The organism is Dermacoccus abyssi, from assembly GCF_003515945.1.
Taxonomy (GTDB): domain Bacteria; phylum Actinomycetota; class Actinomycetes; order Actinomycetales; family Dermatophilaceae; genus Dermacoccus; species Dermacoccus abyssi.
Genome location: NZ_QWLM01000005.1, coordinates 1 through 23,420 on the forward strand (window position 1 = coordinate 1; position 23,420 = coordinate 23,420).

Here is a 23,420-nt window from a genome sequence, read left to right on the forward strand (position 1 = left end):
CTCAACTTCGGACGAACCGCCCGATCTGCTGCCTGCTGACGACGAACCACTGAACACCTCCACGACGAGGTGTTGCGACGACCAGTTGAATCCGCCTTGGGATCCGGCGTCGGAGTGATGCCGGAGCTGGCCGGGACCGACGGGATGCCCGTCCCGGTCACGCCGCCACAGCGCCATCCGCAGCGGGATCATCACAAGGTCCGTGTGCTTGCTGGTCTGCGCATGCCAGGCGACGATGCGTTGCGAGAACACGTCGAGGATGAACGCGACATACACCCATCCGGCCCACGTCCGCACATACGTGAAGTCCGTCACCCACGTGTGATCCGGGCGCGGAGCGGTGAAGTCCCGGTTCAGCAGGTCCCCGGCACGGACCCCATCCTTGGCGGGGATCGTGGTGCGGATCGCTTTCGCCCGCGTGACCCCGGAAAGGCCCAGGGCCCGCATCGCGCGGTCCACCGCACCGCGAGACACGTCCTGGAGCAGGGCATCATTCCCAACCGCCTCGTCCCGGACCTGGTCTCGCGCATTCTCGAAGCGCGCGACGCGTACCTTACGGCCCACGATCTGGCGTGTCGGATGGGTGAGGCCACGCCGCCGGTTCGTGTCCGCGACGATCAGGGCGGCTGGGTGTGGGTAGACCCCGACCCGCTCGCTACGGGAGATCGGCTGACGACGTCAGGTCACGGAGTCGAACACGCCACATTGCGAGGATGTTGTGTTGTTTGTGCGCCTCATACGGCGCCTGAACAACACAACATCGTGCGCTCAGGCGCGGTTCGTGGCTGCGGGGCCGGGGCGGACCGAGACCATGTCGAGGTTGGCGTCCGGCGAGGCCGTCAACGCAGCGCGGACGGCGCCGGCCACCGACTCCGGGCGCAGGTAGTTCTCCGCGTCGTACTCGCGCCCCTCGAAGTCGTTGAGTTCGATCTGCATGTCCGTGGCCACGCGGCCCGGGTGAACGGAGGAGACACGGATCCCCGCCGGTCGAAGCTCCTCGCGCATCGCGTCGGTGAGTGCGCGAGCCGCGAACTTGGACGCCGAGTAGACGCCGCCGGGCCCGTTGGCCGTGAGCCCCGAACCCGAGTTGATGACGACGACCGTTCCGGACGCCTCCTCGAGAGCGGGCAGGGCGAGCCGAGTCAGATCCGCGACGGCGAACACGTTGACCTCGAAGGTGCGACGCCAGTCTTCACGCGAGAGGTCGCGGAAGGCGCCGCTGCCGAGTAGGCCAGCGGAATGCACGAGACCGTCGAGCCGCTCGAGGCCGAGCTCGTCAACCGCCCGCTCGACGGCGTCGGCGTCCGTGAGGTCGGCCGCGAACGGGCGGGCCGATGCGTAGCGCTCACAGGCCGCAGCGACCGCAGCGGGGTCGGTTCCGCCGACGATCAACTCGTGGTCGGAGGCCAGATCGTCACAGATCGCACGGCCGATGCCGCGCGTTCCACCGGTGACCAGGATGACGGGACGTTCGCTCATGACTCCACGCTATCGGCGTCCCCAGACAGACCGCATCCCCGACCGGTTCACGACCTCGCGCGGCCGGGGCGTCATGCGCGCTCCGGGCGAGCCACCGAGCGCACCGCATCGCGGCGCGGCCGTGCGCAACGGTGGGCGCCTCCCTGTCCGGAACCTGCGCAGGGATACCTGCTCCCGAGCCGTGTCACAACCACACAGGAGGGGACGTGATGAACATCAAGCGCGCAGTTTCAGCAACTCTGTTGGCCGGAGGGATTGCCGTCAAGGGCACCGGCGTTGCATCGTCCGCGTCAGCGGGACCGTCGATCGGCAAGACCTGGAATGCCGGAACCACGCTGTACTACGCCTACTACGCCGCGACCGACACCTTCTGCATCGGGCGAGGTTCATCGTCGCCCGCGCGACTCAGCGTTGCGTTCTCCAAGGGTGGCAGGGGGCTGCACTCCCTGACGCTGAACGCCAAGGTAGGCAAACAAGCGTGTTCGCAACTCAAGAAGAACTCTTCCCGTCTCTACGAGAACGACCGCGTGAAGTTCACGCTCGCGAACTGCCTCGGCGCCAAGTCCACCGGATACCTGCGCGTCTGACGCGCTCCTCGTGGTTCTCCAGGGCGCCGCGAGGACCAGGAGGCCCGTTTGCGTGGGGCAATCCATCAACATTGCGCATGTCATGCGACGCGGAACGTCGACCGGATCGCCGGGGTCGCGGAGCGTCAGACCCAGTGGCCGCGAGCCGGTTGAGGCGTCATGAGGTTGACATGCTCCGGCGTCAGGTCGTCGATCGCGTTGACGCCGACCAGACGCATCGTGCGTCGCATCGAGGTATGCATGAGGTCGAGCATGCGTGTGACGCCGCGCTGACCACCGGCCATGAGGCCATACATGTAGGCGCGCCCCACGAGCGCGTAGTCGGCGCCCAGCGCGACGGCGGCTACGACGTCGGCACCGTCCATGATCCCCGTGTCGATGCCGATCGAGAAGGCATCGCCGAGTTCGGCACGCACCTCGGGCAACAGGTGCAACGGGATCGGTGCACGGTCGAGCTGACGGCCCCCGTGGTTGGACAGGATGATCCCGTCGACACCGCCCTCGGCGATGCGGGCCGCGTCAGGCACGCTCTGCACGCCCTTGACGACGAGGCGCCCCGGCCACAGCTGGGCGAGCCACGCGATGTCGTCGTGGTCGAGTGACGGGTCGAACATGCGGTTGACGAGATCGGCCACGGTGCCCGAACTACGGGAGAGCGATGCGAATGACAGCGGCTCGTGGGTGAGGAAATCGAACCACCAGTGCGGGTGCGCCGCTGCGTCGAGGACCGTCCGGGCGGTCAGCTGCGGCGGGATGGAGAAGCCGTTGCGCGTGTCGCGCAGGCGTGCGCCCGCGATGGCTGTGTCCACCGTGACGACGAGCGTGCGAAAGCCTGCCTGCCAAGCCCGCTCGACGAGTGCTGCCGAAGCCTCGCGGTCGTTCCACAGGTAGAGCTGGAACCAGTTGTCACCGTCCGGCGCATGGGTCGCGACGTCCTCGATCGAGGCGGTGCCCATCGTCGAGAGGCAGAAGGGGATGTCGGCGTCGGCGGCGGCTGCGGAACCGGCGTATTCACCCTCGCTGTGCATCATCCGGGTGAAGCCGGTGGGGGCGATGCCGAGCGGCATCGCGACACGTCGCCCGAAGATCTCGGTCGAGGTGTCGGCATCCGAGACGTCGTGCAGGACGTGGGGCACGAATTCCACGTTCCGGTAGCTCAGCCGCGAGCGCCGCAGGGAGATCTCCGCCTCGGCGGCGCCGTCGACGTAGTCGAACGGAGCCTTCGGTGTGCGTCGCTTCGCGATCTCGCGCAGTTCCCAGACGCTCGTGGCTTTCTCCAGCCGACGCCCGACGCGATCGGTCGACGGTTTGGCGAACCGCACGAGCGATGCCAGTTCACGAACATCCGGCATGCGGCGTTCCAGCGCGGCGGGGATGGGGCGGGAGTGGTGCGAGGACGTCATCGCTCAACACTACGACCGCGGCCGAACAGACATCGGGCCGCGCCCCTGATCCTCCGGGGCGCGTTTTCCTCACACCGTCGCCGCTCGCTACCATGGTCGTAACGACGTTCGAGCCGTCATCAGCGGCGAGTCCCCGGAAGAACAGTGCCACCACATGGAGACACTCAGTAGAACCGGGCGGGAGTGGCCCGTCACAGCCGGCATGAAGCGGTCAGATCGCTCCCTGTGCACGCGGGTTCGAGATGGCAAGCAAGGTGGTACCGCGAGGTTCCGACACATGTCGGTGCCGTCGTCCTTGCACCCGACCTGACCGCGCAAAGGATGCCGCCATGACCTACCCAAAGGTCGACCTCACCCAGAATGCCACTGCCGCAGATCAGCACGCCGGTGAGGCATTCGGGATCAAGGGCGTGCCCTCCTCGCCCGCGTTCCCCGACATCGAACGCGCCGTCCTCGACTACTGGGCGGCCGACGACACCTTCCGCGCCTCGATCGAACAGCGTGACGCCGGTGAGAACGGGGAGAACGAGTTCGTCTTCTACGACGGCCCGCCCTTCGCCAACGGTCTGCCGCACTACGGCCACCTCCTCACGAGCTACGTCAAGGACCTCGTGCCGCGCTACATGACGATGCGCGGCAAGAAGGTCGACCGTGTCTTCGGGTGGGACACCCACGGCCTGCCCGCCGAACTCGAGGCGATGCGTCAGCTCGGTCTGAAGACCAAGGACGAGATCGTCGAGATGGGCATCGAGCAGTTCAACGACGCCGCCAAGGCGAGCGTCATGAAGTACGCCGACGAATGGGTCGCCTACGTGGGCCGCATGGGCCGCTGGGTCGACTTCGAGCGCGGCTACCGCACGTACAACGCCGGCTACATGGAGTCGGTCATCTGGGCGTTCAAATCGCTGTACGAGAAAGGCCTCATCTACGAAGGCCTGCGCGTGCTGCCGTACTGCTGGAACGACGAGACGCCGCTGTCCAACCACGAACTGCGCATGGACGAGGACGTCTACCAGAACCGTCAGGACCCGGCCGTGACGGTCGGCTTCACCCTGGAGACGGGCGAGAAGGCCCTCATCTGGACGACGACGCCCTGGACGCTGCCGAGCAACCTCACCGTTTCCGTCGGCCCCGACATCGACTACGTCGTCGTCGAGGCTGACGCCCCGACCGGCTCGAGCGAGCGCTACGTCATCGCCGAAGCGCGCCTCGCGGCCTACGCCAAGGACCTGTTCGGCGAGAAGCTGGACGCCGACGCCCTCGCAGGCAAGGTCGTCGAGCGACTCAAGGGCCGCGACCTCGTCGGCCGCCGGTACACCGCACCCTTCACGTACTTCGCGAACGACGAGAAGCTCGCGGGCACCGCCGCGTGGAGCATCCTGTCCGCCGACTACGTCACGACCGACGACGGTACGGGCCTCGTCCACATGGCCCCCGCCTTCGGTGAGGAGGACAAGGCCGCCACGGACGCCGCGGGCATCCCACCGGTCGTTCCCGTGGGCCCCGACGGCCGCTTCACCTACCCGGTGAGCGACTACGAAGGCATGCAGGTCTTCGACGCGAGCCCGCACATCATCGACCACCTCAAGGCGGCGACGAAGGGTGCGGGGGAGAAGGGCCACGTCAGCGACGGCACGCTTCTCGTGCGCCGCGAGAGCTACGACCACTCCTACCCGCACTGCTGGCGCTGCCGTCAGCCGCTCATCTACATGGCGGTGAGCTCCTGGTTCGTCGAGGTGACGAAGATCAAGGAGCGCATGCTCGCGCACAACGACGAGATCACCTGGGTGCCCGGCAACGTCAAGCACGGCCAGTTCGGCAAGTGGCTGGAGAACGCACGCGACTGGTCGATCACCCGTAACCGCTTCTGGGGCAGCCCCGTTCCGGTGTGGAAGTCGGACAACCCCGCCTACCCGCGCGTCGATGTGTACGGCTCCTTCGCCGACCTCGAGCGCGACTTCGGCACGCTGCCGGTGAACGCCGCCGGCGAACCCGACCTGCACCGTCCGTTCATCGACGAACTCACGCGCCCCAACCCGGACGACCCGAGCGGCCAGTCCACGATGCGCCGTGTCAGCGACGTGCTCGACGTCTGGTTCGACTCCGGCTCGATGAGCTACGCGCAGGTGCACTACCCGATGGAGAACGAGGCCTGGTTCGAGAACCACTTCCCGGCCGACTTCATCGTCGAGTACATCGGCCAGACGCGCGGCTGGTTCTACACGCTCCACATCCTCGCGACCGCGCTGTTCGACAAGCCGGCGTTCAGCTCCGTCATCTGCCACGGCATCGTGCTCGGCAGCGACGGGCAGAAGATGAGCAAGTCGCTGCGCAACTATCCCGACGTCTCGGAGGTCTTCGACCGTGACGGCGCCGACGCGATGCGCTGGTTCCTCATGTCGAGCCCGATCCTGCGCGGCGGCAATCTCTCTGTCACCGAGCAGGGCATCCGCGACGGCGTGCGTCAGGTCATGATGCCGCTGTGGAACGCCTGGTCGTTCTTCGCGCTGTACGCCAACGCGGCCAACGGCGGCGAGGGATACGAGGCCAAGTGGACGACGAGTTCGACCGACGTCCTCGACCGCTACCTGCTCGCCAAGCTGCGCGACCTCGTCGAGACGATGCAGGCGCAGCTGGACGCCTATGACATCGCCGGTGCCTGCGAGAGCGTGCGCGGCTTCCTCGACGTCCTGACGAACTGGTACATCCGCCGCAGCCGCGAGCGCTTCTGGGGCACGGGCGCCTCGGCGCAGACCGGTGACTCGCACGAGTCCCTGTCGGCCGAGGCCTTCGACACGCTCTACACGGCCCTCGAGGTCGTGACGCGCGTCGCCGCACCGCTTCTGCCCTTCGAGACGGAGCAGATCTGGCGCGGTCTCACGGGTGGCCGCTCCGTGCACCTCAGCGACTGGCCGGTCGCGGACGACCTGCCGGCGAACGACGAGCTCGTCGCCGCCATGGATCGTGCCCGTGAGGTCTGCTCGGTGACGCTCGGCCTGCGCAAGGCGGAGCGCCTGCGTGTGCGTCTGCCGCTCGCGAGCGTCACGGTGGTCGGTGAGAACCCGCACCAGCTCGAGGAGTTCGCGAGCCTCGTCTCCGACGAGGTCAACGTGCGTCACCTCGTCCTGGCCGACTCGGCCAGCGCCGACGCCGATCGCTTCGGTGTGAGCCAGCGCCTGTCGGTCAACGCTCGCGCTGCCGGCCCGCGCCTGGGCAAGAACGTCCAGCAGGCCATCAAGGGCAGCAAGTCGGGTGACTGGTCGGTCGACGCGAACGGCGTCGTCACCGCCGGCGGGCTCGAACTCGTCGAGGGCGAGTACACGCTCGACATGGCTGTCGACGCCGACAAGGCCGGCGCCAACACGGCGGCAGCGATGCTGCCGAGCGGCGGTTTCGTCGTCCTCGACACCGAAGTGAGCCCGGAGCTCGCCGCCGAGGGGCTCGCCCGTGACGTCGTGCGCGCCGTCCAGCAGGCCCGCCGCGACGCCGGACTCGACATCTCCGACCGCATCTCGCTCACCGTCACCGGTGACGACGAGGTCTGGGGCGCCACCGTCGCGCACCAGGACCTCATCATGCGCGAGACGCTCGCCGTCCAGTTCGGTTCGGCCGGTGCCGCGCACCAGCTGCCCGAGGGCGTCGGTACCGAGGCCGAGGTCGGCGACAAGCAGAAGGTCCGCATCGTCGTGAAGAAGGTGGAGGGCAAGTGACGCCCACGAAGCGAAGCGGCGCTCCTGACGCCGAGGCCCGCGAGGCCGAGCACCAGGCCGCGCTGCGCCTGCGGGTGCGCGAGATCGAGGACTCGATCCTCGCGCGCACCCCGGAGAACAACCCGGAGCCGTCGCTCGAGCGCGTGCGCCGGGCGATGGAACTGCTCGGCGACCCGCAGAAGACGTTCCCGATGATCCACCTCACGGGCACGAACGGGAAGACGACGACGACGCGCATCGTCGAGCGGGTGCTGCGCGAGCACGGCCTCAAGACAGGCCGGTTCACCTCGCCGCACCTGCACGACTTCCGTGAGCGCATCACGCTCAACGGGGAGCCGGTCGACCCGGAGCGCTTCGTCGCGGTCTGGGAGGACGTGGAGCCGTTCATCGCGATGGTCGACGCCGAATGCCTCGCCGCCGACGAGCCGACGATGACCTACTTCGAGGTCCTCGTCGTCCTCGCCTACGCCGTGTTCGCGGACGCGCCCGTCGACGTCGCCGTCGTCGAGGTCGGCCTCGGCGGCGTGTGGGACGCCACGAACGTGGCTGACGGCGTCGTCTCCGTCATCGCACCCGTGGCCATCGACCACACGCGCCTGCTCGGTGACACACTCGAGGACATCGCGGGGGAGAAGAAGGGCATCATCAAACCGGGCGGCATCGCCGTCGTCGCCGAACAGGCCCCCGAGGTCGACGAGATCGTGCGCGAGTACTGCCTCGAGGTCGACGCCACGATGCTGCGCGAGGACGACGCCTTCGGCGTGACAGCCCGCGAACCTGCCGTTGGCGGACAGATGATCTCCGTGCGTGGCCTCGCCGCCGAGTACGCCGATCTGTTCCTGCCGCTCTTCGGCGAGCACCAGGCGCACAACACGGCGCTCGCGATCGCGGCTGTCGAGGCGTTCCTCGGCGGGGGCGAGCAGAAGATCGACGACGACGTCCTGCGCGCAGCGCTCGAAGGCGTGACGTCGCCGGGTCGTCTCGAGATCGTTCGCCGTTCACCCACGGTCGTCGTGGACGCCGCGCACAACCCGGCCGGTGCGGCCGCGTTGCGTAAGGCGCTCGCCGACTCGTTCCAGTTCAACCGCCTCGTGGGTCTCGTCGCCGTGCTCGCGGACAAGGACGCCGAGGCCATCCTCACGGCCCTCGAGCCGACGCTCGACCACGTCGTCGTCACGCGCAACACCTCGCCGCGCTCGATGGCGCCGCGGGAGCTGGGCACGCTGGCGGCCGAGCTGTACGGCGACGACCGTGTCACCGTCATCGAGAACCTGCCGGACGCGCTCGACCACGCCGCACAGCTGGCCGACGAAGAGGGCATCGGCGGTGGTGTGCTCGCCACCGGGTCGGTCATCACGGCCGCCGAGGTGCGCATGCTCCTGGGGGTGACGAACTCGTGATCGCCGAATGGATCCGGCGCCTGCGTTTCACCGGCATCGGTGAGCGCAAGACGCGACAGCTCGCCGGCGCGACGATCGGCTGCCAGGCGTTCATCCTGTTCTTCTTCGCCCTCACGGCGTGGGGTCTGGAGAACGCCGAGCACCCCGACGGCGGCGGCAACCAGAGCCTCTACCTCTGGGGTGGCCTCGGTCTGGCTGTGCTTTGTCTGTACGCCTCCGCGTCGATGCGGAAGTCGATCGGCATCCCCCTAGGGTGGGTGCTTCAGGTGGCTACGTTGCTCACCGCGTTCATCGCACCACTGATGCTCATCGCCGGGTTGCTCTTCCTCGCGCTGTGGATCACCGCGCTCGTGCAGGGCGACAAGATGGACGAACTGACGCGCAACTTCGTTGGGAGTAATACATGAACTGGCTCGAGGCGATCGTCCTCGGCGTGGTGCAGGGGCTCACCGAGTTCCTGCCGATCTCGTCATCGGCGCACCAGCTCCTCGTCGGGCGCATCTTCTTCGGCAACGACGGTGGTGGCGCGGCCTTCACGGCGATCAACCAGCTGGGCACCGAGGCAGCCGTCCTCGTGTACTTCTGGAAGGACATCGTCCACATCGTCAAGCAGTGGTTCGGGTCGCTGACCGGCAAGGTCGAGAAGAACGACCCGGACGCTCGCATGGGTTGGCTCGTCATCATCGGCACCATCCCGATCGCCCTGCTCGGCATCCTGTTCAAGGATGCGATCGAGGGCACGCTGCGCAACCTGTGGATCACCGCGACGATGCTGCTCGTCTTCGCGCTCGTCATCATGGTGGCCGACATCCAGTCCGACAAGCGCCTCGAGAACAAGCAGACGGAGAAGGACCTCGAGCACCTGTCGTGGGCCGACGGCCTCAAGTTCGGTCTCTTCCAGGCGCTCGCGCTCATCCCGGGTGTCTCGCGTTCGGGCGGCACGATCGCCGGTGGTCTGTTCATGGGCTACTCGCGTCCGGCGGCAACGCGCTACGCATTCCTCCTCGCCATCCCGGCCGTGCTCGCCTCGGGCGCGTTGCAGGTCGTCGAGGTCGCCTCGGCCGGTAAGGACGCCGACTCGGGCAGTTGGGGCATGATCGGTATCGCCACCGTCATCGCCTTCGGTGTCGGCTACGCCGTCATCTCGTGGCTGATGAAGTACATCTCGACCCACAACTTCCGCCCGTTCGTCATCTACCGCATCGGGCTCGCGCTCGTCATCTACGTGCTGCTCGCCACCGGCGTCGTCGACGCCGCCGTGCACGCCTGACATCATCCGAAGCAAGCATTCGAAAACTTCCTCTGGAGGAACCCGTCATGACCGCACAGACCGAGCGTTCGCTCGTCATCGTCAAGCCCGACGGCTACCGTCGCGGCCTCACCGGCGAGGTCCTGCGCCGCATCGAGGCGAAGGGTTACACCCTCGCCGCGCTGCAGGTCACCGAGGCCACGCGTGAGCAGCTCGCCGAGCACTACGCCGAGCACGAGGGCAAGCCGTTCTACGAGCCGCTCGTGGAGTTCATGAGCTCCGGCCCCGTCGTCGTCGCCGTCATCGAGGGCAACGACTGCATCAAGGGCTTCCGTTCGCTCGCCGGCGCCACCAACCCGACGGAGGCCGCCCCCGGTTCGATCCGCGGCGACCTCGGCCGCGACTGGGGCCTCAAGGTGCAGCAGAACATCGTCCACGGCTCCGACTCCACGGAGTCTGCCGAGCGCGAGATCGGCATCTGGTTCCCCAACCTCTGATCGACCACGTGACGTGAAGGAGCGGCGCGCCCCGGTGGGCGCGCCGCTGCGTTTGCTTTTGATGGGTCACCCGGGGTTGACCCCGGCTCCGGCCAGGTACGCCGGGAGCCACAGCCGCTCCCACTCGGGAAACTCGTGTGCCCAGCGCACGTCACGCTCCGGCACTCGCTCGGCCAGCCGGTAGATGCCGGCCGAGCGCGTCCGGTAGCCGACGTTGACGAGTTCGCGGCGCAGGTACGCGACGTCCTCATGGACCGGTGCGAGCACAGCGCCCACCTCGGCTTCGGTGTACTCGCGATGTGGCTCGAAATGCCTCACGAGATCGAGAAGCACGGCCATGCGGGTGCTTCGTTTGGTCGGGATGGAGAGCAAGCGGCGCCCCTCGGCGTCGAAGAACGGGCGAATCGTGCGGCGCTGCTGTGCCGCCGCGCGCTCATGGGCCGTTGCGCCGGCGGTGGACGATCGGACGTCTGCGGATGCGTCGGCGCTCGCTTCGTCGTGTGGAGCGTCGTTCCTGGCGGGGTTGCGCGAAGCGTTCTCGAAGTGGCTTCGTGCGAGGGTGTAGTTCTCACCCGTCTCGCGCATCCGAGCTCGCACGAGTCGCTTGAAATCCTGGTCACGTGTCATGTCACACCTCACGGTCTGCGTCATCCCCAGCATGAACCGCAGCCGAACGTGTGCATGTGCGGTGAAGGCGTTTCGGCTCGAGAATCTGCTTCCCTTCACGCCGTCCGCGTGAGCTGGGGTCACGCGGTGCGCTGGGCGCGAGCCTGCGCCGACCCTCATTCTGCCCGTGGCAGGGCGAACGGCGCGAGTGGTTTTCGAGAAGACGAATGGCAGACGTGAGACCCTGAACGCGGGCGCCCGAGTTCACCTCGAGGAGGCATCGTGAGCGCATCGTGGAACGACCTGACCGAGCGAACCTTGCGTGAGATCGAGGGCGTGAACGAGCAGTTCCGCCCGACGAACTTCTGGGGGCCCGGCCTGCGTGAGCTTCTCCACGACCTGCAGGAGCGGGGCCTCGAGGAATTCAAGCGCTGGCCAACCGCGTCGTTCTGGTTCTATCCGCTCTACGGAGACGGTTTTTCCCCGGCGTTGAGCGAAGAGCTCCTCGACGTGGCACGAACGAGCCGGGAGGGCGTCAACCCGGGATACTTTCGGGCCGCACTCAGCGGCAGTCGCGACGCGTGGCGCGATCACGACGTCGCGAGCGCGTGGTGGAACACCGAGCAGTGGCCGTTCGATCTGCGCTCGCACGGTGAGAGTCGCGTGGGCCGTCCGCCGCAGGCGTTCCCCGTGACGAAGGACGATTCGGCGGTCACCGTCGGACGTGCCTACAACAACTACCTTCTCGTTCTCGCCGCGCTGTCGCAGCACGTCGACGCACCGCCGTCGAGCTTTCTCGAGATCGGCGGCGGCTTCGGCGCCCTCGGCGAGATCCTGATGAGCCGCGACGAGAACGTGCGGTACGTCGATGCCGACATCCCACCCCTCCTGACCGTTGCGTCCTGGTACCTCACCGAACTGTTCGGTGATCGTGTGACGACGTACCTCGACCGGCCGGATGCCGGCCCGCTCACCGTGCCGAACAGCGGCGTCGTTCCGAACTACCGTCTGCCGGACCTCGAGGAGGATTTCGAGGTCTTCGTCAACTCCTTCTCGTTCCAGGAGATGGAGCCCGACGTCGTCGAGAACTACGTCGATCTCGTCTGCGGCAAGGGTATTCGCTATGCCGTCTCGCTCAACTCGCGCGAGGGCAAACAGCGTGCCGCCGCGCCGGGCGAGCACGGGGCCCTGGATCCGGTGACCTCCGAGCGCATCGCCACGATGTTCGCCCGTCACGGGTTCGAGGTGGCCGGTCGCTACAACGACCCGTATGTGCGCAGCGCCGGGGAACTGCTCGTCATGAAGCGGCGCGGGTGAACACCGCTGCCGCGTCGAGGTGTCGACCGCGTGGACGTGCCGCGAACGTCCAGCCGAGTTTGAAATACTCGGCGGCGTGTTCGAGCGCCTGAGAAACCCGTCCCGCGACCTCGCGATCGACCTCGGCACCGCGAACACCCTCGTCTACGAAGCGGGGGAGGGCATCGTCGTCGACGAACCGAGCGTGGTCGCGCTCGACGCTGCCACGGGCCAGCTCCTCGCCGCAGGGTCCGATGCCAAGGAGATGCTCGGGCGAGCTCCGGCGAAGGTGCGCATCGTGCGTCCGCTCGCCGCGGGCGTCATCAGTGACGCCGACGCCGCCGAGCGGATGTTGCGCTACTTCATTGCCCGCTCCCGACCGTCGCGCCTCATCCGCCCGCGCATCGTCGTCTGTGTTCCTTCCGAGGTGACGGGCGTCGAACGTCGCGCGCTCGAGGACGCGGCGATGCGCGCCGGGGCGCGGCGGGTCGACGTCATCGAAGAGGCGGTCGCAGCTGCCCTCGGTGCCGGCCTGAACGTTCACGGGACGGCCGGCGCGATGGTCGTCGACATCGGCGGCGGCACGAGCGATGTCGCGGTCACGAGCCTCGGCGGCGTCGTGCGTGCCCACTCCGTGCGCATCGGGGGCCACGACCTCGACGAGGCCATCGCGAACCACGTCAAGAACGAGTACGCGCTCCTGCTCGGCGAGCGCAGCGCGGAGACGATCAAGACGGCCATCGGCTCGGCTTTCCCCATGAGTCACGAACTCACCCACGAGGTGCGCGGTCGCGACCTCATCACGGGCCTTCCGCGTGCGGTCACGCTGACGAGCGGGGAGATCCGCCGAGCCCTCGAACCGCACCTGCTCACGATCTGCGAGACGGTGCGCTCCACCCTCGACTCCTGCCCTCCCGAACTGGCCGGCGACGTCCTCGACGGCGGCATCGTCCTCACCGGCGGGGGAGCGATGCTGCGCGGCCTGGACGTGCGCATGAGCCACGAGTTGGGCGTTCCCGTCCGGTTGGCCGAGGATCCACTGACCGCGGTCGTCACGGGCGCGGGCACGTGCGTCGAGGATCCAGCAGCGACGCGGTCGCTGCTGTCGCAGGTGGAGCGTTGAGACGAGATTCGGGTGCGTCCGCGGCGGTGGCTGCGCCGGGACGCGGTACCCGGTCGCGCGCCCGACGCAGGCGCATCGGTGTCGCCGTCCTCCTCGTCATCGCGCTCGTCGTCAACCTCGTTCCGCCGGTGCGCGACGGCGTCAGTTCGCTCCTGTCACGTGGCGTGACGTCTCTCGTCTCGTCCCTCACCGGGCGCGACGCGGAGGTGAAGCGCCTGACGAAGGAGAACCTGGCCGCGAGCGAACGCGCTCGATCGGCCGAGGAGCGACTCGCAGCGGTCGAGGAATCGGCAACGCTCTCCGAACGATTCGGGGGCGGCAAGCACGATGTTGTCGTCGGTCATGCCGTCGCCTTCACGCCGGCACCTTCAACGGGTAGCGAGCGGAAGGTCGAACTCGACATCGGCTCGCGCGACGGCATCTCACTCTCGCAGGCCGTCGTGGGTGATCGCGGCCTCGTGGGGCGCATCACCGCAGTCCGGGCCGACTCCTCCACGGTCACGCTGCTCGCCGACCCCTCGTCCGTAGTGGGGGCGCGCGTCGAGCGCACCCGTTCCCTGGCCCGACTCAGCGGGAGCGCGCCGGCGGGTGTGGCCAAGCGAAGCGGCAGCGAGGTCAGCCTCGTCGTGGCCGGCGGAGGTTCGGTACGCATCGGCGACACCGTCGTCACGGCAGGCAGCCCGAACGGGTTCCCGTACCCCGCCGGTATTCCGCTCGGGAAGGTGAGCCGCGTCGAGGCCGACCACGGTCAGGCGGAGCGCAACGCCGTCGTGCGTCCCTTCGTCGACCCCGGTGCGCTCGAGGTCGTGGGTGTTCTCGTGCCGCAGGAGAACCACTGATGGCGCGCGTGGCTGCTGAAACCCCCGGTGCTCCCGGTCGCACGCCCCTGCGCGAGCCCACGACGATCGTGGCTCGGCCCTCCGCCGTCACGTGGAGCCGCGTTGCGTGGCTCGTTCTGACTCTCCTGCTCGCCGTCACCGTGTTGCCCCTCGTTCCCACCTGGGCGCCGTGGATGCTCGTGCCCCTGCTCGTCACCGCAGGCGTGACCGGCGGAGCGTGGTCCGCCGTCGCGTGGGCGATCGCCGCGGCGCTCCTGCTCGACCTTGCGCCGCCCGCGTCGTCGGCGCCGGGCCTCGCGCTCGTTCCCGCGGTTGCGGCGGCGTTCGTCGTCACCAGGGCCGCGAGGTCGTGGAACAGCGCCGCGTGGGTGCCGGCCATCGTGGGCGGCCTCGGAGCCCTCACCGCCTCCCTTGTCGTTCTCGCCCTGCGAGTGGTGGCGTCCGGCTCGGTTCAGGTCGATCCGTACTCGCTGCTCGGGTCGACGGCCACGACGGCCGTTCTCACCGCAGCCCTCGCTCCGACCTGGGTGCGGTGGACGTTGCGCGAGCAGGAACGAGGACGCGCATGACCCGGCTGCACCGAGGCACGCCGAGGGAACGCCGTCCGTTCGGACCGTTCCTCGTGCCGAGCTTCCGTGGGGCAGGTTCGCGTGGTGGGCGAGGGACGTCGGGACGTGCGCGGTTGCTCGTCATGGCTCTCGTCGTCGCTCTCGTCGCGACGGTCATGGTGGGTCGTCTCGTCCAACTGCAGATCGTCGACGGCGCGGAGAACGCGCGCGCTGCGGCGGACATCAACACGCGCCACGTCGTCGTGCCCGCGCAGCGCGGACGAATCCTCGCGGCAGACGGCACCGTGCTCGTCGGCAACGGCTCGACGACGACGCTGACCATCTCCCCGCAGGCTCTCGCACGTGATGATGCCCCGAAGCTCCTCGCGCGGGTCGCCTCGGCCATCGGCCGTGAACCGCAAAGCCTCATGGCCCGCACCAAGGCATGCGGCACAGAGGGCGCCGCGCCCTCGCCGGTCTGCTTCGCCGGGCACCCCTTCGAACCAGTACCGATCGCGTCCGATGTCGACGCCTCGGCCGCGAACGCGTTGCTCGAGCGACCTGAGGCATACCCCGGCATCGCGGTCCGACCGGCGGCCACCCGCACCTACGGCTCGCGCGGCGACTCCCTGGCCCAGGTCGCCGGCTACCTCACGGCAGCGACGGCCGACGACACCGACGTCGCGACCTCGGGGTCGGGTGTGCCGACGCTGCTCGGTCGCACGGGTGTCGAAAAGCAGTACGACGCCGTCCTGCGCGGACGCGACGGCAAGCGCTCCACCGCCATCGGACCCGACGGAACGGCGCAACGTCAGGTGGCGGACGTGCCGCCGGTGGCGGGCCAGGACGTCGTCACCTCGATCCGCCCCGCCGTGCAGGACGCCGCAGCGAAGGCGCTCGCCGACGGCATCGCAGCAGCCCGAGAACGCGGGCAGAAGGCCGGTTCGGGCAGCGTCGTCGTCCTCGAGGCGAACAGCGGCAACGTCGTCGCCATGACGAACCAGCCCACCTACGACCCGTCCGTGTGGAACGGCGGCGTGACGCAGGCCGAGTACGACTCGCTGCTCGACACCAGGGCCGCCGACCCGCTGACCAACCGCGCCATGTCCGTGGCCGGCCCGCCCGCGTCGACGTTCAAGGCGTTCTCCCTCTTCGCCGCGGCTCAGACCGGTGTGGATCCGAACGGCTCGTACTCCTGCCCGTCGTCGGTCATGATCGGCAACCGCTCCTACAGCAACTTCGAGTCGCAGGCGCACGGCACGATCGACATCCCGAAGGCGCTCGAGGTCTCCTGCGACACGGTTTTCTACCGGTGGGCGTACGACGCCTGGGTCAAGGCCGGGGGAGTGAAGGCGTCCACCGACGCTCCCGACCCGTACGCCAGCGTGGCCCGCGAGTTCGGCTACGGCGCGCGAACCGGGGTGGACCTGCCCGCGGAGGCGAGCGGCTCCATTCCCGACCGCGCGACGAAGCGCCGTGAGTGGGAGGCGACGAAGGCGGCTTCCTGCCGGCGGGCGAAGAGCGGGTACCCGGAGATCGCTGACAAGGACCGTGCCTCGTACCTCACGCAGGTGGCCAAGGAGAACTGCACGAGCGGCTACGTCGTGCGCGCCGGTGACGCGGTGAACTTCGCCATCGGCCAGGGTGACGTCGCCGCGACGCCGATGCAGGTCGCCACGTCGTTCGCCGCGCTCGCGACGAACGGGCGCGTACCGACGCCCCGCGTCGCCGTGGCAACCGCGCGTTCGGATGGCAGCGCCCGCACGGCGCTCGCGTCGCCCGAGGCCCGTGCGCTCAGCCTCGATGCCCGGATGTACGCCCGTGAACTCGAGGGACTCAAACGGGCGGTCTCGACGGGGACGGCCTCCGAGGCCTTCCGAGGCTTCGACCTCGACGCGCACGCCGTCTACGGCAAGACAGGGACGGCCGAGGTCTACGGCAAGCACGCCACCGCGTGGTTCGCCTCGTTCGGCGGGGCGGACGAGGACGGCAAGCGCTACGTCGTCGTCGTTCGGGTCGACGAAGGAGGCGAGGGTGGACGGACCGCCGCACCCATCGCGCGCTCCGTCTGGGACGCGCTCGTCAGGCGCTCTCGCTGAGACGAGGGCGCACGGCGGCTGGTGATAGCCTGGACGCGATCTTCGGCTCGTGCCGGAGTGCCGAGAACGAGGGGAAGCCGGTCGAATTCCGGCGCTGACCCGCAGCCGTAGATCAGTCCGCTGATGAGCCGGAATGCCTCGTCTCGGCTGTGTCTGATCACATCTGCCTCATCACACCCGTCGAGGTCAGCGGGAGGGGCCCGGCTCGTCGTTCGAGCAGGGTGTCGCCCACCGGCCACGCACCTGCCCGGAAGGTCATCATGACGACCCACCTGCGTCGCGCCGGATTCACCAGCGCCGCCCTCGTCGCTCTCGCTGCCGCAGCTTCGGCCCCCGCCACCGCAGCCCCGGCGACGGGAACCGACGCCGCGGCGTCCTTCCTCGCCGGGCAGTTCGCGGCGGGCGGGCACCAGCTCAGCTCCACCTACGCGGGTCAGACCTACCTCGACGCGGGCCTTTCCGCGGACGGCATCCTGGCCCTTACGTCGGCCGGCGTTGCGAGCAACGAAGCCGGTGCCGCCACGACAGCGTTCGCCAAGGGTGTGGGTGACTACGCCATGCCGGGCACCGACGTGTACGCCGGAGCTGTGGCGAAGTCCCTCATCGTCGCGAAGGCACAGGGGCAGAACCCGCGCGCGTTCGGCGGCGTCGACCTCGTCTCGAAGCTGCAGGGCCTCGAGAAGCCGAGCGGCCGCTTCTCCGACGTCTCGGCCTACGGCGACTACTCGAACGCCGTCACCCAGTCCCTCGCCGTCATCGCGCTGCAGAAGGCCGGCGCGCCCGCTGACGCGAAGGCCACGAACTACCTCCTCTCGCTGCGCTGCAATGACGGCGGATTCCGCTTGGCCGACGACGGTTCGGCGTGCGTCTCCGACCCCGACGCCACGTCGTTCGCCGTGCAGGCGCTCGCCGCCGCCGGCGGTCACGGCGCCGACGTGACGAAGGCCGTGAACTTCCTCGCCACGAAGCAGAACGCCGACGGTGGCGTCGCCGGCGGAACGGGCACGACCACCCCCAACGCCAACTCGACGGGCCTCGCGGCGGTGGCGTTCACCCTCGGCGGTCAGGGCGCGCGCGCTGTCAAGGCGCAGTCGTTCGTCGCCTCGCTGCAGTACGGCTGCTCGTTCCCCGCCGCTGTGCGTGGCGCCATCGCCTACGACCGCGCCGCGTTCGCGGCGATGAAGAGCGCCGGTGCCTCCGGCAAGCTCGCCGGCAACGAGACCCGCGCCACGTCCCAGGGTCTCTACGCGTTCACGAGGGCGCCCCTCGTCTCGTTGACGAAGGGTGGCGCCACCGCGACTCCCGCCATCTCGTGCTCCTCCGAGCCCACGTCGTCGCCCAACACCTCGACGTCCACGAGGAGCGCGCCGAAGCCGACGACCACCTCGTCGAGCAACTCGACGTCCACCTCCGCCACGCCGGCTCCCACGAGCACCGCGAGCACGGACGCCACCGCAGCGCCGACCTCGACGACGAGCCCGAGCGCGCCGTCCACGTCCACGGTGCCGCAGTCGACGTCGACGACGCCCGTCACCGGCCCGATCGTGAACACCGACAAGGTCTCGGACAACACCGTGCCGTTCGGCTTCGCCTTCGGCGCCGTCATCCTCGTCACCGCGGGAGGTGCCGTTGCGTACGCGCGTCGCCGCTGATCTCGCGCGCCTCGGCGCACCGGTTCTCGTCGGCGCCTCGGCCCTCGCGGGCCTCGGTGCCGTGACGACGGGTACCGCAGCGCCCGCGTCCGCTGCGGGTGCGTGCACGAGTGCGACGAGCGGCGTGACCGTCGTCGTCCAGTTCCCGAGCGGCTCGGCCACCGGCTGCGCGCCGGGTAGTCCGGGCACGGCGCTCCAGGCGCTGCGGGCCGCCGGGTTCTCGACGACCGGTTCCACGCAGTACCACGACGGCGTGCTCTGCGGCGTCAACGGGTACCCGTCGAGTTCGCCGTGCCGGATGCCTCCGCCGAACGCCTACTGGACGGTCTTCAGCGCCAAGCGCGGCGGCTCGTGGAACTACTCGAACCTCGGTGTCGCCTCGCTGCCCGCCACCCCGGGCGGAGTCGTCGGATTCCGCTTCGGCAACGGCACCGCGCCGTCGGTGCCCGTGCCTGCTGCGATCACGTCGCCGAAGCCGAGCACGACGAAGCCCACGACATCGACTCCGAGGCCCAGCTCGCCCAAGCCGAGCAGCACGAAGCCGACCACGTCGCAGCCGAAGCCGTCGAGTTCGAAGCCCTCGTCCAAGCCGTCCTCGACGAAGGCCGGCTCCACGACGGCTGCGCCGAAGCCGACGCCGAGCAAGCCGTCGTCGACGGCGGGTTCGACGAGCAGCCCCCAGCCGACCACCTCGGGGTCGAAGCCGGGCCAGGGTGCCACGTCGACTCCCACGGTCAAGGCAACGGCCCTCGTGACGAAGGACGGGAAGCCACTCAAGGTCATCACCTTCAGTGACGGCTCGTCGACGACGCTCGATGCGAACTCGAGCGATGCCAAGAAGTACAAGGTCGGTGTGAAGAAGAAGGGCGGTACGCCCGCCGCCACCAAGATGACCGGTACGAAGGTGCCCCAGCCGAAGAACACTGCTCACCCGAGCATCTCGACGTCGGGCAGTGTGCCCGGTCTCGCCGTGCCGGAGAAGAAGAGCTCAGGCAGCAACAACCTTCCCGGCATCATCGCCGGTGTCGGTGTGCTCGGCGTCGCAGCCGTGGGAGCCGGATACGCGGCACGTCGTCGCGGATGACCTCGGCCTCCGGCCATCGCCGTCGCGTCGTCCACCCCGGTGCGTGGTGGATGTGGGCGACGGCGATGGCCGTTGCCATCGCCACGACGACGAATCCCGTCCTGTTGGCCCTCGTGCTTGCCGTCGTGGTGCTCACGGTCGTCGCTCGGCGCCCCTATGCGCCGTGGGCCCGTAGCCTGCGCCTCTACGCGGCGCTCGGAGCCTTCGTCGTCGTGAGCCGCGTCGTTCTGCATGTCCTCGTGGGCATGAAGACGAGCGACACGATCGTCCTTCCGCTGCCGCAGGTGGAGCTTCCCGAGTGGGCTCGCGGCATCACTCTTCTCGGCCCGGTCGGTCTTGGCGGCCTCGTCGGTGCCTTCCTCGAGGGCCTGCGCCTCGCCACGATGCTGTTCTGCTTCGGCGCAGCCAACGCCCTCGCCAACCCCAAGCGCCTGCTCGCGGCCACCCCGCCGGCCGTCCGTGACATCGGGACGGCCACCGTCATTGCGTTGTCCGTGGCACCCCAGCTCGTCGAGAGCGTCCAGCGGGTGCGCAAGGCGCGCGTGCTGCGTGGCGACGCCCGCCGCGCCACGCGCGTCAAGCAGGTGGCCCTTCCCGTGCTGCACGACACGCTTGACCGCTCCATCTCCCTCGCGGCCTCGATGGAGGCACGCGGTTATGGCCGTCGGGCCGAGCGGCCCTTCGTGACGCGCTTCGTCATCGGCCTGCTCATGCTCGGAGGTGCGCTGCTCACGTGCGTCGGCGTCTACGGCACGATGCAGGGCTTCGGAGCCGAGGGAGTCGTGAGCGACGTTCCCTGGTGGACGACGGCGCCCGTGCTCGTCGTCGGCATCGTGGCGAGCGTGGTCGGGGTGGCATTCGCGGGATGTTCGATGCGTCGCACCCGCTACCGGCGCGACCCGTGGGGCCTGCTCGAGTGGGCCGTCGTTGCCTGCGGCATCGTGACGCTTGTGGCCGTTCGTACGGTTCTCGAGGACCAGCCCGACGCGCGCAACCTCTCGGTTTCGCCCCTCGCCATGCCCGTGGTACCCCTGTGGCTCCCGCTCGCGCTCGTGCCTGCGCTCCTGCCGGCGTTCTTCACACCCGAACCGGAACGCCCGCGGCGTACGAGTGCGCCCGAACGCACCCTCGACGACGCAGCTCCTGGGCGCGACGCGCGGGCCCTGCGAGGAGCCATCTCATGACCGAAACACGCAACACAACTCCCGCGGGGGACGTGGGTGGGCGTGACGCCGCCGCCGTCTGGACCAGAGAACCCGCCGTCATCATCGACGGCGCGACGCTGACGTACGACGGGGCCGAACACCCCTCGCTTCGCGACGTCGACCTGCGCATCGAACGCGGTGAACTCGTCGCCGTCATCGGCCGCACCGGTTCGGGCAAGTCGACGCTCCTCGGGCTGCTCACCGGACTCGTCCCGCACTTCACGGGCGGACTCCTGCAGGGCAGGGCCGTCATCGGCGGGCTCGACATCTCCGAGAACAAGCCCAGCGAACTCGCCTCCGTCGTCGGGTACGTCGGGCAGGACCCCCTCGCCGGCTTCGTCACCGACACCGTCGAGGAAGAACTCGCCTACGGCATGGAACAGCTCGGCGTCGCGCCGGAGGTCATGCGTCGGCGTGTCGAGGAGACGCTCGATCTGCTCGGTATCGCCGAGCTGCGCGAGGCTCCGTTGCGCGACCTGTCGGGCGGCCAGCAGCAGCGCGTCGCCATCGGCAGTGTGCTCGTCATGCACCCGCAGATCCTCGTCCTCGACGAACCCACCTCGGCGCTCGACCCCACGGCCGCCGAGGACGTTCTCGCCGTACTCACGCGCCTTGTCCAGGATGTCGGTTCGACCGTCGTCGTCGCGGAACACCGCATCGAGCGCGTGCTCCCGTTCGCCGACCAGGTCGTGCACGTAGGGGCGAACGGCGTCGTCACCTCCGGCGCTCCCGGCGAGGTGCTCGGGGCATCCGACGTCGCACCGCCGGTGGTCGCACTCGGTCGTGCCGCCGGTTGGTCGCCGCTGCCGCTGACGATCCGCGACGCGCGGCGGGTGCTCGTGGAGCGCGCCGCGAGTGCGCCCTTCACAGTCGAGGCACCGCCCATCCGCGGGACAGACGTGCCCTCGACTGCGCCGGTGCTCGAGGCGCGGGGCGTACGCGTTCGCCTGTCCGGCCTCGACGTCGTCGCGGGTGTGGACCTCGACCTTTGCGCCGGCACGGTGACGGCGCTCATGGGCCGCAACGGCTGCGGCAAGTCGACGCTCATGTGGGCGCTTCAGGGAAGTGGCCCGCGTGACGGCGGCAGCGTCGGCGTGGTCTCCGCACGAGGCGAATCGCTCGACCCCGCGAAACTGAACCCCGCGCAGCGCCGCGGTCTCGTCGGCATGGTGCCGCAGACCGCCGGGGACCTCCTCTACCTCGACACGGTGGGGGAGGAACTCGCGCAGGCCGATTCCGACGCCGGCCGCGAGCCCGGTGCTGCCCAGGCGTACCTCGCGAACCTGGCCCCAGGCATCGACCCGGCCATGCATCCCCGCGACCTGTCCGAAGGGCAGCGCCTCGCGCTCGTCCTCGCCGTCCAGCTCGTGGCCGAACCTCAGGTGCTCGTGCTCGACGAGCCGACCCGCGGTCTCGACTACGCCGGCAAGGAGGCCCTGCGGGCGATCCTGCGCACGCGCGCCGACGAAGGGCGGGCCGTTCTCGTGGCGACGCACGACGTCGAGTTTGCCGCTGCAGTGGCCGACGAGGTCATCCAGATGGCCGGGGGAGAGTTCATCGCGACCGGCAGTGCACGCGACGTGCTCACGGCGTCGCCCGCCCTGGCCCCACAGATGGCGAAGGTGCTCGCGCCCGTTCCCGCTCTCACGTTGAGAGATGCGCTGACGGTGCTCGGAGTGGCGTCATGAGTCCGCAGGCTTCTGCGAACCCGGAAGAGCGCGCGGGCACCGCCCGGCCGGTGAAACGCGCCGCCCGCTCGAAGGCAACGAGCGCCGTCCGTCTGAAGCCGCGCAGCGCCGCCACGATCCTCGTCGTCAGCCTGATCGGGTTGCTCGCGAACCTGTGGCCCCTCCTCGTCGAGGAGCAGTCGGCCGTCGCCGGCCACAGCCGTGACGCCCCGATGCTCTTCGCCATCCTCCTGCCGCTCATGCTCGTCGTGGTCCTGGCCGAGATCGCGGACGGCGGGATGGACGCGAAGGCCGTCGCGATGCTCGGCGTCCTGTCCGCCGTGGATGCCGTCCTGCGCCCCCTCGGTGCGGGGACCGGCGGTATCGAGGTGATGTTCTTCCTTCTCGTCCTCGGCGGCCGCGTCTTCGGAGCAGGCTTCGGCTTCGCGCTCGGCGCGACGAGCATGTTCGCCTCCGCCGTGCTCACTGCGGGCATCGGCCCGTGGTTGCCGTACCAGATGCTCGGAGCGGCCTGGGTCGCCATGGGCGCCGGCCTTCTGCCGTGGCGGCGCGGGCTCAGGTGGCCGCTCGAACTGCTCCTGCTGTGCGTCTACGGCGCCTTCGCGTCGCTCGCCTACGGGTTCGTGCTCAACATGTCCTTCTGGCCGTTCGCCACCGGCGACGACCCGGCCATCATGCCGGTGCCCGGCGCGCCGCTGGGCGACAACCTCGCACGCTTCGTCGCCTACACCCTGGCCACGTCGCTGGGTTGGGACCTCGGGCGCGTCATCACGAACGTCGCCCTCATCCTCGTCGCGGGTCGACCGATCATGGTTGCGCTGCGCCGTGCCTCGCGTCGTGCCGCGTTCGACGCGACGCCGCGCTTCGCCGAGGGCTCCCGCGCTGATTAGGTCGGCACCCGGCCCCGCTGATAATCTGAACTCTGCCGTCGATCGGCCGCGGACCAAGAGCGCCC

At 69.2% G+C, this 23,420-nt stretch carries 19 protein-coding genes, 1 pseudogene and 1 riboswitch; of the genes and pseudogenes, 16 read left to right on the forward strand and 4 right to left on the reverse strand.

Annotated features, from left to right (window positions below; genetic code table 11):
* Nucleotides 1-90 precede the first annotated feature (90 nt).
* Both D1832_RS05885 and D1832_RS05890 read right to left on the reverse strand, forming a co-directional pair.
* Nucleotides 91-483 (reverse strand): annotated as a pseudogene (locus D1832_RS05885) (DDE-type integrase/transposase/recombinase); the annotation flags it as partial.
* Between the two features lie 285 nt (nucleotides 484-768).
* Nucleotides 769-1,479 (reverse strand): SDR family oxidoreductase, encoded by a 711-nt coding sequence (locus D1832_RS05890; protein WP_118913043.1) that lies wholly within the window; start codon nucleotides 1,477-1,479, stop codon nucleotides 769-771.
* A gap of 206 nt (nucleotides 1,480-1,685) precedes the next feature.
* Between D1832_RS05890 and D1832_RS05895 the strand changes: the two genes are divergently transcribed.
* Nucleotides 1,686-2,066: a hypothetical protein gene (locus tag D1832_RS05895; RefSeq protein ID WP_147362626.1), complete on the forward strand. Its 381-nt coding sequence runs from the start codon at nucleotides 1,686-1,688 to the stop codon at nucleotides 2,064-2,066.
* Between the two features lie 125 nt (nucleotides 2,067-2,191).
* Here D1832_RS05895 and D1832_RS05900 read toward each other — a convergent pair whose 3' ends face one another.
* On the reverse strand, nucleotides 2,192-3,469 hold the full coding sequence (locus tag D1832_RS05900; RefSeq protein WP_118913045.1) for an alpha-hydroxy acid oxidase: 1,278 nt from the start codon (nucleotides 3,467-3,469) through the stop codon (nucleotides 2,192-2,194).
* A gap of 329 nt (nucleotides 3,470-3,798) precedes the next feature.
* On the opposite strand from D1832_RS05900, the gene ileS reads away from it, so the two are divergent.
* The 5 genes from ileS to ndk are packed head-to-tail and all read left to right on the forward strand — an operon-like array spanning nucleotide 3,799 to nucleotide 10,325.
* Complete coding sequence (gene ileS / locus D1832_RS05905) at nucleotides 3,799-7,179, forward strand: isoleucine--tRNA ligase (protein WP_118913046.1); 3,381 nt, start codon at nucleotides 3,799-3,801, stop codon at nucleotides 7,177-7,179.
* Nucleotides 7,176-8,579 (forward strand): bifunctional folylpolyglutamate synthase/dihydrofolate synthase, encoded by a 1,404-nt coding sequence (locus D1832_RS05910; protein WP_118913047.1) that lies wholly within the window; start codon nucleotides 7,176-7,178, stop codon nucleotides 8,577-8,579. Before ileS ends, D1832_RS05910 begins: the two co-directional genes overlap by 4 nt.
* The gene (locus tag D1832_RS05915; RefSeq protein ID WP_118913048.1) at nucleotides 8,576-8,986 is read left to right on the forward strand and encodes a DUF4233 domain-containing protein; all 411 of its coding nucleotides are present in this window, start codon (nucleotides 8,576-8,578) and stop codon (nucleotides 8,984-8,986) included. The genes D1832_RS05910 and D1832_RS05915 overlap by 4 nt, the downstream gene beginning before the upstream one ends.
* Nucleotides 8,983-9,849, forward strand: coding sequence for an undecaprenyl-diphosphate phosphatase (locus D1832_RS05920; RefSeq protein WP_118913049.1), 867 nt, complete (start codon nucleotides 8,983-8,985; stop codon nucleotides 9,847-9,849). Before D1832_RS05915 ends, D1832_RS05920 begins: the two co-directional genes overlap by 4 nt.
* Before the next feature lie 47 nt (nucleotides 9,850-9,896).
* On the forward strand, nucleotides 9,897-10,325 hold the full coding sequence (gene ndk, locus D1832_RS05925) for a nucleoside-diphosphate kinase (protein WP_118913050.1): 429 nt from the start codon (nucleotides 9,897-9,899) through the stop codon (nucleotides 10,323-10,325).
* 66 nt (nucleotides 10,326-10,391) lie between these two features.
* Here the strand turns inward: ndk and D1832_RS05930 are convergent, their stop codons facing one another.
* The gene (locus D1832_RS05930; RefSeq protein ID WP_118913051.1) at nucleotides 10,392-10,952 is read right to left on the reverse strand and encodes a DUF2087 domain-containing protein; all 561 of its coding nucleotides are present in this window, start codon (nucleotides 10,950-10,952) and stop codon (nucleotides 10,392-10,394) included.
* Between the two features lie 261 nt (nucleotides 10,953-11,213).
* On the opposite strand from D1832_RS05930, the gene D1832_RS05935 reads away from it, so the two are divergent.
* The 10 genes from D1832_RS05935 (at nucleotide 11,214) to D1832_RS05980 (ending at nucleotide 23,355) form a co-directional block, all read left to right on the forward strand.
* Nucleotides 11,214-12,248, forward strand: coding sequence for a putative sugar O-methyltransferase (locus D1832_RS05935; RefSeq protein ID WP_182434680.1), 1,035 nt, complete (start codon nucleotides 11,214-11,216; stop codon nucleotides 12,246-12,248).
* Between the two features lie 76 nt (nucleotides 12,249-12,324).
* Nucleotides 12,325-13,350 (forward strand): rod shape-determining protein, encoded by a 1,026-nt coding sequence (gene mreB / locus D1832_RS05940; RefSeq protein ID WP_118913053.1) that lies wholly within the window; start codon nucleotides 12,325-12,327, stop codon nucleotides 13,348-13,350.
* Nucleotides 13,347-14,189: a rod shape-determining protein MreC gene (gene mreC / locus D1832_RS05945; protein ID WP_182434681.1), complete on the forward strand. Its 843-nt coding sequence runs from the start codon at nucleotides 13,347-13,349 to the stop codon at nucleotides 14,187-14,189. Before mreB ends, mreC begins: the two co-directional genes overlap by 4 nt.
* Nucleotides 14,190-14,197: 8 nt before the next feature.
* Nucleotides 14,198-14,758, forward strand: coding sequence for a hypothetical protein (locus tag D1832_RS05950; protein WP_147362627.1), 561 nt, complete (start codon nucleotides 14,198-14,200; stop codon nucleotides 14,756-14,758).
* Nucleotides 14,755-16,836, forward strand: coding sequence for a penicillin-binding transpeptidase domain-containing protein (locus tag D1832_RS05955; RefSeq protein WP_118913056.1), 2,082 nt, complete (start codon nucleotides 14,755-14,757; stop codon nucleotides 16,834-16,836). The genes D1832_RS05950 and D1832_RS05955 overlap by 4 nt, the downstream gene beginning before the upstream one ends.
* 19 nt (nucleotides 16,837-16,855) lie before the next feature.
* Nucleotides 16,856-16,996: riboswitch (cobalamin riboswitch) on the forward strand.
* Nucleotides 16,997-17,096: 100 nt separating this feature from the next.
* A complete protein-coding gene (locus D1832_RS05960) occupies nucleotides 17,097-18,488 on the forward strand; it encodes a prenyltransferase/squalene oxidase repeat-containing protein (RefSeq protein ID WP_147362628.1) in 1,392 nt (463 codons plus the stop codon).
* Complete coding sequence (locus tag D1832_RS05965) at nucleotides 18,466-19,572, forward strand: hypothetical protein (protein WP_147362629.1); 1,107 nt, start codon at nucleotides 18,466-18,468, stop codon at nucleotides 19,570-19,572. Before D1832_RS05960 ends, D1832_RS05965 begins: the two co-directional genes overlap by 23 nt.
* Complete coding sequence (locus D1832_RS05970) at nucleotides 19,569-20,756, forward strand: energy-coupling factor transporter transmembrane component T (protein WP_118913059.1); 1,188 nt, start codon at nucleotides 19,569-19,571, stop codon at nucleotides 20,754-20,756. Before D1832_RS05965 ends, D1832_RS05970 begins: the two co-directional genes overlap by 4 nt.
* Entirely contained in the window at nucleotides 20,753-22,465 is a 1,713-nt protein-coding gene (locus tag D1832_RS05975; RefSeq protein ID WP_118913060.1) for an ABC transporter ATP-binding protein, read from the forward strand. The genes D1832_RS05970 and D1832_RS05975 overlap by 4 nt, the downstream gene beginning before the upstream one ends.
* Nucleotides 22,462-23,355 carry an ECF transporter S component gene (locus D1832_RS05980; RefSeq protein ID WP_118913061.1) on the forward strand — a complete coding sequence of 298 codons (894 nt, stop codon included), beginning with the start codon at nucleotides 22,462-22,464 and terminating at the stop codon, nucleotides 23,353-23,355. Before D1832_RS05975 ends, D1832_RS05980 begins: the two co-directional genes overlap by 4 nt.
* The last annotated feature ends 65 nt before the right edge of the window (nucleotides 23,356-23,420 follow it).